The organism is Nesterenkonia sp. Act20 (genome assembly GCF_019173455.1).
In the GTDB taxonomy this organism is placed as follows: Bacteria; Actinomycetota; Actinomycetes; order Actinomycetales; family Micrococcaceae; genus Nesterenkonia.
Map to the genome: position 1 here is coordinate 306,339 of NZ_JADPQH010000001.1, position 14,121 is coordinate 320,459.

Sequence of the window (14,121 nt, forward strand, 5' to 3'; positions counted from 1 at the left end):
GAGAAGCTCAACAGCCCCCGTTGCGGGCGCTGCTGCAGCACGAGACCCGGCCAGCGGGCGGTGGCTCAGTCTGCGGAGACGGCGGCGCCGGGTTCGCGGCCCCAGGCCTGTCGCAGGTCCATCGCGTGCGTGAGGATCTCGACGGCGGCCGCCTGATCGATGCGGTCGCGCTGATCCCGTGAGGTCACCCCGGAGGCCCGCATCTTCTCAGCGGCCGAGACGGTGGAGAGCCGTTCATCCACGAGGTAGACCCCGGCCGCGATCTCGGCCTCCTTCAGAAGCTGGACCAGCTGCTGGGCGTAATCGCGAGCCTTCTGCGTGGACAGCGTCTCGGCCCCGGAGAGTGAGAGCGGAAGGCCCACGTAGATCGCGCTGACCTTCCGCTCACGGATGATCTTGAGCAGCATCTTCAGATCGGAGCCCCGATTGTGGTCCCGGCGAAGCGTCATCACCGGCGTGGCGACCAGCGCGTCTGGGTCCGAGGCTGCCAGCCCCACCCTCGCCTCGCCGACGTCGACGCCGAGGCGGACACCTGCCCGAGGCGCTGCAGGGGACTCGGGAGTCGGCTCAGCCACGCTGTCCGACCGCAGCGAGGACGACATTGAGCGCTTCGGCGATCTTGGTGGTGTCCTGCCCGCCACCCTGGGCGAGGTCGGCCTTGCCGCCGCCGCCGCCGCCAAGCACGCCGCAGGCGAGCTTGACCAGGTCTCCGGCGGAGACGTTCTGCTGCCGAGCCGCCTCGGTGGTGGCGACCACGATCACTGGACGTCCTTTGGCCACGCCGGCGACTGCCGCCACTGCCGCGCGGGAGCCCAGTCGGCCCCTCAGGTCCAGCGCGAGGCCGCGCAGATCATCGGCACTGGCCACCGCTCCGGCGTCGTGGGCCAGCACGTCGATCCCGCCAGCATCCACGGTCTGGGAGAGCAGCTCTGAAGCCTTGGCCCGCAGCTGGGCGCTGCGCAGCTTCTCCAGCTCACGCTCGACCTCCTTGAGCTTGGTCAGCGTCGAGGCGATCCGGTCCTGCACCTGGTCTGCCGGGACCTTGAGCATCTCCGTGAGCTGGTTCACCAGCGTGCGCTCTGCTGCGAAGTGGCTGAAGGCGTCGAGACCGACAAGGGCTTCGACACGACGGTTGCCTGAACCGACCGAGGCCTCCGACATCAGTGCCAGCGTCCCGATCTCAGCCGTGGCATCGACGTGGGTGCCGCCGCAGAGTTCGCGCGACCAGGCGCCGTTGATCTCCACCATGCGGACCTCCTCACCGTACTTCTCTCCGAAGAGCATCATCGCGCCCATGGCCTGGGCCTCTTCCAATGAGGTCACACGGGTCATCACCTCGTAGTTGTCCCGAATGGCGACGTTCGCGGCTTCCTCGAGCTCCTGGCGTGCACCGGAGCTCATCGCCTCCTCAGCGGTGAAGTCGAAGCGGAGGTAGCCCTCCTTGTTGAAGGATCCTGCCTGCACGGCTTCGGGACCCAGCACGTCATGCAGTGCGGCGTGGATCAGGTGGGTGCCGGTGTGTGCCTTCTGGGCGTCCAATCGGCGCCGTACGTCGATCGCGCCCAGAGCCGCAGCGCCCACCGGTACCTCACCGGCGATGACTCGTGCTCGGTGCACCGAGAGTCCCTTGATGGGGGACTGCACATCGAGGACTTCGAGTTCGAAACCGTCGCCGGTGACCCGTCCGGTGTCCGGTGCCTGCCCTCCGGATTCGGCGTAGAAGGGTGTGGCGTCGAGGACCAGCTCGATGTCCTCACCGGCGGATGCGCTGCGCCGGGACTCGCCGTCTACGAGGAGCCCACGCACCGTGGACTCCGTGGTGTGCTCGGTGTACCCGGTGAAGCGGGTCGGGGAGTCCGCACGCAGCTGCTGATACAGTCCGGTGTCCGCGTGGCCGGACTTCTTGCCCTTGGCGTCGGCCCGAGCGCGTTCACGCTGTTCGGTCATCAGGGCGCGGAAGCTCGTCTCGTCCACGCTGACTCCCGCCTCTGCTGCCATCTCCAGAGTGAGGTCGATGGGGAAGCCGTAGGTGTCGTGCAGGGCGAAGGCGTCCGCACCAGTGACGGCAGACCCGGCGGTCTGCGCCGAGGACACGGCTGACTGCAGCTTGGCAGTCCCCGCGGAGATGGTCCGCAGAAAGGCCTGTTCCTCCTTCACCGCGGTGGCGTGGATCTTCTCGAAGCCGGTCTCCACCTCCGGGTAGACGCCCTTCATGGCCTCCTTGGACACGGAGATCAGGTCACCGAAGACCGGCTCCTCCACGCCCATGAGCCGCATCGCCAGAATGACCCGTCGAATGAGGCGCCGCAGCACGAAGCCGCCGCCCTCATTGGAGGGGCGCACGCCGTCGGAGATCAGCATGAGCGAACTGCGCACATGGTCGGCGATCATGCGCAGGCGCACGTCATTGGCGTGGGCGGGATCGGCCGGGTCCTCGGTGGAGGTGTAGCTGATTCCGGCGAGGGCGGATGCTCGGTCCAGCACGGGACGGACCTGGTCGGTCTCGTACATGTTCTCCACGCCCTGGAGCACCATGGCCAGGCGTTCGAGGCCGAGACCGGTGTCGATGTTCTTGTTCTGCAGCGGGCCGGCGACCTCGAACTCGGTCTTGGAATGCACGGCGGAGAGCCGATACTGCATGAAGACCAGGTTCCAGATCTCGACATACCGGGTCTCATCGACCGCCGGGCCGCCCTCGATGCCGTAGGCGGGGCCCCGGTCGTAGTAGATCTCGGAGCAGGGCCCACCCGGGCCGGCCTGACCGGTGTTCCAATAGTTGTCCTCGGGGCCGAAACGCTGGATCCGCGCCTCGGGCACACCCACATCATCGCGCCAGATGGCGTACGCCTCGTCGTCGTCCTGGTAGACCGTGACCCAGAGCCGCTCAGGGTCCAGTCCGTAGCCGCGCAGGCCCGTCTCGGGGTCGCCCGCGGTCGGGTTCGTCAGCAACTCCCAAGCCATCGGGATGGCCTTCTCCTTGAAGTAGTCGCCGAAGGAGAAGTTGCCGCACATCTGGAAGAACGTGCCGTGGCGGGCGGTCTTGCCGACCTCCTCGATGTCCGCGGTGCGGATGCACTTCTGCACGGACACCGCGCGTGAATACGGCGGAGTCTCGGTTCCCATGAAGTACGGGATGAACGGCACCATCCCGGCGATGGTGAACAGCACCGAGGGGTCCGGTGAGATCAGCGATGCGCTGGGTACGCGCTCATGCCCCTGGGCGGCGAAGTAGTCGTACCACGTCCGGGCGATGTCCTCGGTCTTCATGAGATTCTGGGATCCTCCTGCTGATGGTCGCTGCGAGTCGGCCGCCCTGGTGTTGTGACCTGGGTGGATCTGCGCCGGGACCAGCTTAGTTCAAACACAGAGCCCGCTGCGGTCTCCCTGTTGGGGAGCGCAGCGGGCTCTGTGGATTTCAGAACGTGTTTGTTCTGAGCGATCTGTGGAAGATCAGCGTGCGTAGTACTCGACCACGAGCTGCTCTTCACAGGTGACGGGGACCTCTTCGCGCTTGGGCTTGCGGGACAGAGTCGCCTGCAGCTTCTCGATCTCCACGGTGAGGTATCCGGGAACTGCCGGGAGCGCGTCCTGGTGGGTGCCAGCGGCAGCCACCTGGAAGGGCTCGAAGCTCTCGGAGCGCTCGTGCACGGCGATCATCTGGCCCGGCTTCACGCGGAAGGACGGACGGTCCACGCGCTTGCCGTTGACCGTGATGTGGCGATGAACCACGAACTGGCGAGCCTGGGCGATGGTGCGGGCGAAGCCCGAACGCAGAACCAAGGCATCAAGCCGTGACTCGAGCAGCTCGATGAGGTTCTCACCGGTCAGGCCCTCGTGCATGCGCTTGGCCTCTTCGTAGTAGCGCGTCATCTGCGCCTCACGGATGCCGTACTGCGCGCGCAGACGCTGCTTCTCCTTCAGACGCACGGCGTAGTCGGAATCCTGACGACGACGCGTACGTCCATGCTGGCCGGGGCCGTAGGGGCGGCGGTCCAGGTACTTCTGAGCCTTGGGGGTCAGCGCGATGCCAAGGGCACGCGATGCCTTCACAGTCCGACGACTGCGCAATGGTGATGTGGGCATTGACTGCCTTTCTGTCGTGTCGGCGATTGATGTTTAGCCCTGATCGCGACAAACGATCAGGTACCTGGCCTCCGGGATCCCAGAACCGGAGAGCGTGAGCTGCCGAAAGCTCACTTCACTGCGACCTCGCATCGGCACACGGAAACCCATCCACGTTCTGAGGGGGATGTCCGAATGCAGGATCATCTCTTGACATGCGAGGCCTGCCAGACAGCACAACAGCCTAGCATCGGGGACGACAGAACCCCAATCATCACCAGGATGATCGGGGTTCTGGCAGCTGTGAATTGCCGGCTGAGATGCTGGGGAGGCTAGCCGCGCAACGCCTTGCGGTCAGGGCGGGTGCGATAGGGATCGACGCCCTTGGGGATCGGGGGCCGGGAGATCGGCAGCGCCGCAAGGCGACGCTCGACGGCGTTGACCTCGTGCTTCGTGAGCTTCTTGTCCAGCTTCTTGATCGCCCGGTTCAGCTTCTGCAGCGGGACCTGCTGGTCTCCGCGGCCGGCCTGGATGATGTGGATCGGAACTCCGGTGTCGCGCAGGATGGGGCTGAAGCGCTTGCGCGTCTTCTGCACCAGCTTGCTCACCCGGTGCGAGGGGCCCTCGGTGACCAGGATCAGCCCGGGCTTGCCCACGACTCGGAAGATCGCGTCCTGGGTCTTGGGGTCCATGGCCACAGGCTCTTCAGTGACGATCCAACCGCGCTTGAGCGTGCTCAGCGCTGCGGCTGCCGCACCTGGACGGCCCTCGATCCGGGAGAAGGCCGCTTTCTCGGCGCGTCGATTCATCAGAATCATCGCGGCAAGCAGGGCCAGGGGCAGAGCGATCAGAAGCCCGGTGACCCAGTTCAGCAGCAGGGTGACGATCAGGAAGATCACCGCGAACGTGGCGAAGAACGCCAGCGCCATCCACCACCCGATGTTCGGGTCATAGGAGCGGGTCATCGAGAAGACCTGTTTGATCCGGGCGAAGAAGCCGTCCTGCTTATTGGCCTTCTTACGGGCTTTGCGGTCCCGCTTCTCTGCCTTCTGCTGGGCCCGGAGGTTCTTGAGCGCGGTCTTCGCCTCCGCCTTGGAGGAGACCGGGGGAGTGGTGTCAGCTGGTGCCATAGTGACCCCAGTCTACCGCAGGCTCAGAAGCCCGCCGCGACCAGAGTGGAGGCCTCCTGCTTGGTGGCTCCCGAGGGTTCGATGTGGGCCAGGGCGGCCGGGATCTCCCAGCCCTTCTTCTGCATCGCCTTGGCCCAGAGCGAGCCAGCCCGGTAAGAGGAACGGACCAGCGGTCCCGACATGACACCGAGGAAACCGATCTCTTCGGCCTCTTGGGAGATGTCCAGGAACTCCTGGGGCTTGACCCAGCGATCCACCGGAAGGTGCCGTGGCGTGGGACGCAGGTACTGGGTGATGGTCAGCAGATCACATCCGGCGTCGTGCAGGTCCTGCAGGGCCTCGGAGACCTCTTCGCGGGTCTCGCCCATGCCCAGGATGAGGTTGGACTTGGTGATCATGCCGTGCGCCCGGCCCTGGGTGAGCACGTCCAGGGACCGCTCGTAGCGGAACGCCGGACGGATGCGGCGGAAGATGCGCGGGACCGTCTCGACGTTGTGGGCGAAGACCTCGGGAGCTGCCTCACAGATCCCAGCGATGTTCTCCTCGCGACCCGAGAAGTCCGGGATGAGGATCTCGACGCCGGTGCCGGGATTCAGCTCGTGGATCTTGCGGATCGTCTCGGCGTAGAGCCACACGCCCTCATCCGGGAGGTCATCGCGCGCGACCCCGGTGACGGTGGCATAGCGCAGCTGCATCTCCTGCACGGACTGGGCCACCTGCAGCGGCTCGGACTCGTCGATGGCACCCGGCCGACCGGTGTCGATCTCACAGAAGTCACAGCGTCGGGTGCAGGCGGAGCCGCCGATGAGGAAGGTGGCCTCGCGGTCCTCCCAGCACTCGAAGATGTTGGGGCAGCCGGCCTCTTCGCAGACCGTGTGCAGCCCCTTCTCGCCGACCCGCTTCTTCATCGCGGCGAATTCATCGCCCATCTTGACCTTGGTGCGCATCCATTCAGGTTTGCGCTCCACTGGAATCGAGGCGTTTCGTGCTTCGACGCGCAGCATGCGTCGACCTTCAGGTGCCACAGTCACTGTGGGACTCCTTCTGTTGTTCGAGAGATGTCGCAGCCGCGCTGGCTGACACGTGGGTTGTGGGAGCCGGCAGAGCCTGCTGCACCTTGAGGAGCAGCCTGGAGAGCGGGCGAGGGTGTGCTCCTGAGCAGCTGAGGCAGGACGGACTGGAGTCGGGCGGTCACGCTGCCGGCGACCTCTTCGGGTGTGACCCGGCGCCCCAGCTCTGCGCTGATGCTCGTGGTGCCGGCGTCGCTGATTCCACAGGGAATGATGTTCGCAAAGGGAGCGAGATCATTCGAGCAGTTCAGCGCGAATCCATGCATGGTCACGGAATGATGGACACGCAGACCGATCGCCGCGATCTTGCGCTGGCCCTCGCCATCGATCAGCCATACCCCGGAGCGACCCTCGACCTGGGTCCCGTGGATTCCGAAGTCCTCGGAGAGCAGGCTGATCAGCATCTTTTCCAGAACGCAGACATAATCCCTCACCAGGGAGGGGTCACGGAGATGCAGGATCGGGTACCCCACGAGTTGGCCGCGGCCGTGCCAGGTGATCTTCCCCCCTCGGTCGACGTCGAGGACCGGCGTCCCGTCTTTGGGGCGATCCTGTGGCTCGGTGCGTCGTCCGGCGGTGTAGACGTCTGCATGCTCGAGCAGCAGCACCGTCGAGGGGGCTGTGCCCTCCTGTACAGCAGCGTGCAGCCGCTGCTGGACGGCATGCGTCTCGGAGTAGTCGAGAAGCTGGGGGTCGAAACCCAGCCGCGTGAATGCGAGCTCCATGACACCAGCCTAGACCCACATGGGTCTTCGAACGGGAACGTGTCGGACCAGTCCTGTGGATAACTCGGGTGCCAGGCAGGTGCCGGGTTCACAATGATGTCTATGCAGCTGGTCAGAGATGATGCGGTTCCCGCGAGCGGAGACACGTCGTCACCCGCCGCCGGGCGGCGCTCCGAAGGTCCACGAGCCGCGGGGATCACGGTGGAGCGGATGCTCGGCGCGGGAGGCTCCTGCACCGTGTGGCTGGCAAGCTGGGATGGCTCAGCAGTGCCTCCCTGGCACCTGGTCGATGCGGTGCCTCCGTCGCGGTTCGCCCTGAAGCTGCCTCACTTGGAGGGTCTGCGACGCCCCGCCGCGGCGACGGCGGCCAAGGAGCTCCGGGCGCTGGACTGGCTGCGCCACGAGCATCTCGTGCGAGCGTACGGGGCGGTCGAGACCTCTCACGGTCTCGGACTCATGCTGGAACCATACTGCGCCGGTTCTCTGGGATCGGTGCTCCGCCGGGCGGGGCGACTCAGCACAGGCGAACTCGTCACCGTGCTCACCCCCATCGCCACCGCGCTGGAGAGTCTCCATCAGCAAGGTGTGGTCCATGGTGATGTTTCTCCGGGGAACATACTGCTGGCTCCGGACGGGAAGCCAGCCCTGGGCGATCTCGCCGATGCCCAGGCGCTCGGCCTGCCGGGGGCCCACACCGGGACCGAAGGGTTCATCGCCCCGGAGGCGCTGGCGAACCGGTGGCGCAGTCCCGGCGCAGTCGGGACGCGACACCGAGCACCGTTGCTGCGAGTCGAGTCCGATGTGTTTTCACTCGCCGCTGTGGCCTGGTTCGCGCTGTGTGGCGCGGTGCCCGCGCGGACCCAGTACCGGGCGCCGCTGCAGGCCCTGCGCCCCGAGGTTCCCGATGGCCTGGTCGTGCTGCTGGAGTCCGCGCTGCAGGAGAATCCGCGGCTGCGGCCCGGTGCCGGGGACTTCGCGGTGGCGCTCTTTCGAGCGGCGGTGCCCACGCCGCTGGACCTGACTCCCTACGTGAATGAGGAAGTGGTGCCGGAGCTTCCCTCGGTGAATCACAGGTCGCCTCACCTTCGACGTGGCGCCGCCCTCGCCGTCACCCTGACGCTGCTGGGATCGGGCATCGGGGCCATAGTGCTCGCCCCACAGAACGACGGCGGCGATCCTGGCGCAGCCTCGGCGGCTCAGATGCCAGTCGCACCGGGGAGCACAGAGGCACCGGAGGGTGCAGAGTCACCCGAAGGTACAGAGTCACCGGGGAGCACAGAGGCAGCGGAGAGAACAGAGGCTGTGGAACGCCCCGAGACGGCGAGAGGGACGCGCGCTGAGGATCGGCTCGGCCCCGGAGCCCGGGCCGAGCTGCAGGAGACCCCTGACGCGGAGAACATGCTGCGACGCGAGGACCCGGCGGCGGCTCTGGAAGGGATCGCCTTGCTCAGAACACAGGCGCTGCGGCGCGCCGACCCTGGCCTGGTGCAGCGATATACCGTGGAATCATCGCCGGCGAGGCTTGCCGATGAGGAATTGATCCGGAGTCTCCGTGCTCGGGGACTGAGCTACGAGGGTCGGGCACTGGAGATCGCGGTGCAGTCCGCCCGGGAGGCCTCGGGACATGCTCCCGGCGAACGTCGACTGCGGGTCAGGGTCACTGCCGCGGGGCTGCAGGGCGGCCCAGCCCAGACCCAACAGGTGGAGCTGGGACTGAAGCGGCACGGCGGCGTGTGGCTGCTGAACAGCGTGGATGAACCCGATTGATCCCGGGGGCCGGACGCGAAAAGAGGGCCCGCCGTGGTGGACGAGCCCTCTTTTCGTGGAATCACACAGTGTTGACGGTCAGCTCTCGAGACCCAGCTGAGCCTCGAAGTTTCCGCCTTCCAACCGCGCCTTCAGCGTCTGCATGAACCGTCCGGCGTCGGCCCCGTCCACCAGACGGTGATCGTAGGTCAGGGACAGGTACATCATGTGCCGGATGCCGATGGTCTCATTGCCATCCCCGTCCTCGACGATCATGGGACGCTTCACGATCGCTCCGGTGCCCAGGATCGCGACCTGCGGCTGGTTGATGATCGGGGTGTCGAACAGCGCCCCCACGGAACCGAAGTTGGTGATGGTGAAGGTGCCGCCGGAGAGCTCCCCGGGACCGATCTTGGACTTGCGCGTCCGGTCGGCCACATCGACGATCTTCTTGGCCAGCCCGGCCATGCTCAGGTCTCCGGCGTCGTTGATGACAGGGACCAGCAGGCCCTTTTCGGTGTCCACCGCCAGGCCGAGGTGCTCGCTGTCGTGGTAGGTGATCTGCTGGTTCGTCTCGTCATACTCGGCGTTCAGCTTGGGGTGCTGCTTGAGCGCCTCGGTGACTGCGGTCCCGATGAAGGGCAGGTAGGTGAGGTTCACGCCGTTCTGCTCGCGGAAGGAAGCCTTGGCCTTGGCCCGCAGGTTCACGATGCGTGTCATGTCGATCTCGTGGACCTGGGTCAGCTGAGCTGAGATGTCCAGCGACTCGTTCATCCGCTGGGCAATGACCTGTCGGATGCGGGGAGCCTTCTCGGTGGACCCACGCTTGGTGGTGTCTGCCTCGACCTTGGGGGCGGACTTCTCTGCTGCGCCCGCCGTCGGAGCCTCGCCGGAGGATGTGGACTGAGACTTCTTCGCCTCAGCGGCATCGACGACGTCCTGCTTACGGATGCGACCACCAACACCGGTCCCCTTGACGTCTGAGAGGTCGACGCCTTCTTTCTTGGCGAGTCGACGCACCAGGGGAGTCACATAGCCCTCCGCCGAAGAGTCGGAAGAATCGGACTTCGCTTCCGAAGAACCGGAATCACTGGGCTTCTCAGACTTCGCAGGGGCCTCGGTCTTCTCGGACTTCGACGAGGAATCTTCGGTGCGCTCCTCGGGAGCGGGTTCCTCGGCAGGTTCCGACTTCTCCTTGCCGGCCTGCTCCGACTCAGCGGACTCGTCCTCGGAGGAACCTTCATCGCTGGAGGATTCGGACTCCTGATCCGGTTCGCTCTGCGCAGGCGAGGAGGATCCGCCACTGCCGGAGCCGACGAGTGCGAGGACCGCCCCGACCTCGACGGTCTCGTCCTCGGAGACCTTGATCTCCTGGATGGTTCCTGCCACGGGGGAGGGAACCTCGGTGTCGACCTTGTCGGTGGAGACCTCCAGCAGGGGCTGGTCGACCTCGACCGTGTCACCGACCTCGACGAGCCAGCGGGTCACCGTGCCCTCAGTCACGGATTCACCCAGCTGGGGGAGCGTCACCTCTTGAGATTCACCGTCCGAGTCGCCGGCGTCGGAGCCGCCCGCGTCCTGCTGGGGCGCCTTCTCCTCGGCGGCCTGCTCGGTGGCCTCTGGCTGCTCAGCCTCGGTGGCGGCGTCCTCGGCCTCTTCAGCATCAGCCTCGGAAGCGTCGTCATCCTGGTCCTGACCCTCACCGGAGTCGCTCTCCGCGGATGCCTCGGCCTCGTCGGAGGAGTCATCGCCGGAGCCGGAGCCGTCACCGATCTTGACCAGCGGAGCACCCACTTCCACGGTCTCGTCCTCGGCCACGAGGAGCTCTTCGATGGTGCCGGCGGCGGGGGAGGGCACCTCGGTGTCCACCTTGTCGGTGGAGACCTCCAGCAGCGGCTGGTCGACCTCGACGGTGTCACCGACCTCTACGAGCCAGCGGGTCACGGTGCCTTCGGTGACTGATTCACCAAGGGCTGGAAGGTTCACGGTTTCAGACATGGTGTCCGACTCCTACTCTCAAAGTTCGACGCAGCCTCACGGCTGGAGCGTTGTCTCAACGGGCGGTACTGGAAGGGCCCCGGCGGTCCGGGAGGTGTGGATCAGCCGTGGAGCGGGTGACCGAAGAGCGCCATCGCAGCCTCGCCCATGGCTTCGTTCTGCGTGGGGTGGGCGTGGACCAGGGAGGCGACGTCTTCGGGGTACGCTTCCCAGTTCACGATCAGCTGAGCCTCGCCGACCTGCTCGCTGATGCGGGTGCCGATGCCGTGGACTCCGACGATCGGACCGCCCTTGACGCCGACCATCTTGATCAGACCGCCGGTGCCCAGGATGGAGGACTTGCCGTTGCCTGCGAGGTTGTACTCGGTGATCTCGATCTGATCCTTGCCGTACTTCTCTTCAGCCGCGGGCTGGGTGTAGCCCACCGACATGATCTCGGGGTCACAGTAGGTGACCTTGGGGATGTTGATGTCCTCGACGATCATCGGGTTGTTCCCGGCGATCTCTTCGGCGACGAAGATCCCCTGCTGGTACCCGCGATGGGCAAGCTGCAGACCCGGGACGATGTCCCCGATCGCATAGATGTTGCCGACGCCGGTGTGCAGCCGATCGTCGGTGATCACGAAGCCGCGATCCAGAGTGATGCCGACATCTTCGAAGCCGAAGCCCTCGGTGACGGGGCCGCGGCCGACCGCGACCAGGCAGATCTCGGCCTCGAAGGTCTTGCCGTCTTCGAGGGTGACCTTGACGCCGTCGTCGGTCTCTTTGACCTCGTTGAAGAAGGTGCCGGTGTTGAAGGTGATGCCACGCTTCTTGAAGGTGCGCTCAAGCTGCTTGACGATGGAGGGATCTTCATTGGGCACCAGCGAGGGCAGGCCCTCGATGATGGTGACTTCGGTGCCGTAGGAGGTCCACGCGGAGGCGAATTCGCAGCCGATGACGCCGCCGCCGAGCACGATGGCGGACTTCGGGGTGGAGTCCATCTCCAGCGCCTCGGTGGAGGTGATGATCTTCTTGCTCAGCGGAAGGCCGAACGTCTTGGAGGTGGAGCCGGTGGCGAGCACGATGTTCTTGCCGGTGTACCGGGTGCCGTCCACTTCGATCTCGTTCTGCGACACGAGCTTTCCTTCGCCGGAGATGACGGTGACCTTGCGCATCTTCAGCAGGCCCGTGAGGCCCTTGTACTTTCCGGCGACGATGCCGTCCTTGTACTCGCGGACCTTGGCCATGTCCACGCCCTCGAATGTGGTCTTGACGCCGTACTTCTCGGAGGAGCGGGCCTCGTCGGCGAGCTCAGCGGCATGCAGGTAGGCCTTGGTGGGGATGCAGCCCCAGTGCAGACACGTTCCGCCGAGCTTGTCCTTCTCGATGAGGCCCACGGTGAGGCCGTGCTGGACCGAGCGCAGCGCCGCAGCATAGCCTGCGCTGCCTCCGCCGAGAACGAGTACGTCGAATTCCTGAGGCTGGTCGGCCACTGTCATTGCTCCCTTGCATCGAGTGAGACGTGAAGTTTCTTGATTTCGCCTGTGAAGCGCCGAGGGCGGGACGTTCGACCCGCCCTCGGCGCGTCACAGGTGTTCACTGCATTCAGCCTATCGCTTGTGCGGAGGCATCAGCCACTGGATCAGCGGCTCAGGCCCTCGAGGTAGCTGATCAATGTGCGCACCATCACGCCGGTGCCTGACTTGTGGGTGTATCCGTAGGCGCCCTTCTCATTGAACGCGGGGCCGGCGATGTCCACATGCGCCCACGGGATCCGGCTGGATTCCGGGTCCAGAGCCTCGGCCGAGGCTCCGGCACGATTGCCCACGAACTCGCGCAGGAAGGCCGCGGCATTCATCATGCCGCCGAAGCGGTCACCCAGGTTGGTCAGGTCAGCGACCTCGGAGTCGAAGCCGGAGCGCGCCTCCTCGGGGATCGGCATGGGCCACAGGCTCTCGCCTGCATCCTCGGCCGCCATCACGAGGGCCTCGCGCAGATCCTCGTTGCCCATGACGCCGGAGGTCCGGACGCCCAGAGCGATCATCTGAGCGCCGGTGAGCGTCGCGACGTCGATGATCGCGTCGGGCTGTTCCGCCGACGCGGCCACCAGACCGTCGGCGAGAACCAGACGGCCCTCGGCGTCGGTGTTCAGCACCTCGACGGTCTTGCCGCCGTGGATGGTGATCACATCTTCTGGGCGCTGCGCGGTGTCTGAGGGCATGTTCTCAGCCAGGCAGAGCCAGCCGGTGACCTTGACCGGCAGGTTGAGGTCGGCGACGGCGCGCACGACGGCGGCCACCGTGGCCGCGCCTCCCATGTCCAGCTTCATCGTGGTCATTGCGGCTGCAGGCTTCAGCGAGAGCCCGCCGGAGTCGAAGGTGATGCCCTTGCCGACCAGCGCGATGTGCGCGACCGGCTTCGCGGGGGAGTGCTCCATGCGGACCAGTCGGGGCTTGCGGGAGGAGCCGCTGCCCACGCCGAGGATTCCGCCGAAGCCGTCGCGGGCCAGTTCCTTCTCGCCCCAGACCTTGGTCTTGACCTTGGCAGCACGCGCTGAGCCGCCGGCATGTGCCGGGGCCTTCGTGCGATCGGCGAGCTCAGTGACGATATCCGCGAAGCTCTCTGGGAACAGGTGGCTGGGGGGAGTGTTGACCAGGTCGCGGGTCGCCCGGACGGCGGATCCGACGACGGCCGCGCGGTCAAGCGCCGCACGGGTCTGCTTGTCCTTGAGCTCGGTCAGGATCTGGATGTCGCGCACCGGGGTCGAGGTGCGGGCCTCCTCGGAGCTGCGGAAGTGGTTGAAGGAGTAGGCGCCGATCGCGGCACCTTCGGCGATGGCTCCGACCTGCTCGACCGTGGAGGCGGGCAGGGCGATGGCCACGGATTCGACGCTGCCCAGCTGGCGCACCGCGGAGCCGGCGGCGCGGCGCAGGGCCTCCAGGGTGATGCCGCCGGAGGCTTCGCCGGTCAGCGATCCCACGCCGATCAGAACCAGGGTCTCGGAGCTGAAACCGTCCATGCCGGGCAGCCGAAGCAGCTGATCCGGAGCGCCGGTGGCTCCCAGCGCCTTCAGCGAGTCGGCCACTCCCTTGGCGGCCTCATCGGCCAGCGGGTTGGGAAGCAGGATCGGGCCCTGGGGGCTCTTCGCGACGCCGAGCACGAGGGCGTCGGTCGCGGTCTTCTCGACCGAGGTCGATACGGTGGAGAGGCTGGGCTGAAAATCGTTGATCACATCTATCCCATCTGATTCCGAGGGTGACGGAATCTGCAAAGTCGTCATGGTGGTTCTCGACCATCGATCCTAACCACAATCCGCGCGGGAATGCCTGCAGCTGGCATCCTGTTGTACCTATGACTCTCTGGGTCGGCGGCTGGACACTCTCCGGTCGTGCCCACCCAGCCCCGACA

General features: G+C 66.1%; 10 protein-coding genes. 1 reads left to right on the plus strand and 9 read right to left on the minus strand.

Features of this window, described 5'->3' with window-relative positions; translation table 11 throughout:
- Positions 1–65: 65 nt before the first annotated feature.
- The 6 genes from ruvX to lipB all read right to left on the minus strand — a co-directional run bounded on the left by ruvX (position 66) and on the right by lipB (position 6,987).
- Entirely contained in the window at positions 66–575 is a 510-nt protein-coding gene (gene ruvX, locus IY716_RS01390; RefSeq protein WP_369699549.1) for a Holliday junction resolvase RuvX, read from the minus strand.
- Positions 568–3,267, minus strand: coding sequence for an alanine--tRNA ligase (gene alaS / locus IY716_RS01395; RefSeq protein WP_218219868.1), 2,700 nt, complete (start codon positions 3,265–3,267; stop codon positions 568–570). Before alaS ends, ruvX begins: the two co-directional genes overlap by 8 nt.
- A gap of 183 nt (positions 3,268–3,450) precedes the next feature.
- Positions 3,451–4,083, minus strand: a complete 633-nt coding sequence (gene rpsD, locus IY716_RS01400) for a 30S ribosomal protein S4 (protein WP_218219869.1) — start codon at positions 4,081–4,083, stop codon at positions 3,451–3,453.
- Positions 4,084–4,394: 311 nt separating this feature from the next.
- Positions 4,395–5,192, minus strand: a complete 798-nt coding sequence (locus IY716_RS01405; RefSeq protein ID WP_218219870.1) for a DUF4191 domain-containing protein — start codon at positions 5,190–5,192, stop codon at positions 4,395–4,397.
- A 23-nt stretch (positions 5,193–5,215) separates the two neighbouring features.
- Positions 5,216–6,223, minus strand: a complete 1,008-nt coding sequence (gene lipA, locus IY716_RS01410; protein ID WP_218219871.1) for a lipoyl synthase — start codon at positions 6,221–6,223, stop codon at positions 5,216–5,218.
- The gene (lipB, locus tag IY716_RS01415; protein ID WP_218219872.1) at positions 6,220–6,987 is read right to left on the minus strand and encodes a lipoyl(octanoyl) transferase LipB; all 768 of its coding nucleotides are present in this window, start codon (positions 6,985–6,987) and stop codon (positions 6,220–6,222) included. The genes lipA and lipB overlap by 4 nt, the downstream gene beginning before the upstream one ends.
- A 102-nt stretch (positions 6,988–7,089) precedes the next feature.
- Between lipB and IY716_RS01420 the strand changes: the two genes are divergently transcribed.
- Entirely contained in the window at positions 7,090–8,754 is a 1,665-nt protein-coding gene (locus IY716_RS01420) for a protein kinase (protein WP_218219873.1), read from the plus strand.
- A gap of 78 nt (positions 8,755–8,832) precedes the next feature.
- Here IY716_RS01420 and sucB read toward each other — a convergent pair whose 3' ends face one another.
- The 3 genes from sucB to IY716_RS01435 form a co-directional block, all read right to left on the minus strand.
- The gene (gene sucB / locus IY716_RS01425) at positions 8,833–10,731 is read right to left on the minus strand and encodes a 2-oxoglutarate dehydrogenase, E2 component, dihydrolipoamide succinyltransferase (protein WP_218219874.1); all 1,899 of its coding nucleotides are present in this window, start codon (positions 10,729–10,731) and stop codon (positions 8,833–8,835) included.
- Positions 10,732–10,832: 101 nt separating this feature from the next.
- Positions 10,833–12,212 carry a dihydrolipoyl dehydrogenase gene (gene lpdA, locus IY716_RS01430; protein WP_255316388.1) on the minus strand — a complete coding sequence of 460 codons (1,380 nt, stop codon included), beginning with the start codon at positions 12,210–12,212 and terminating at the stop codon, positions 10,833–10,835.
- Positions 12,213–12,355: 143 nt separating this feature from the next.
- Positions 12,356–13,945, minus strand: coding sequence for a leucyl aminopeptidase (locus IY716_RS01435; RefSeq protein ID WP_218219875.1), 1,590 nt, complete (start codon positions 13,943–13,945; stop codon positions 12,356–12,358).
- Positions 13,946–14,121 lie beyond the last annotated feature (176 nt).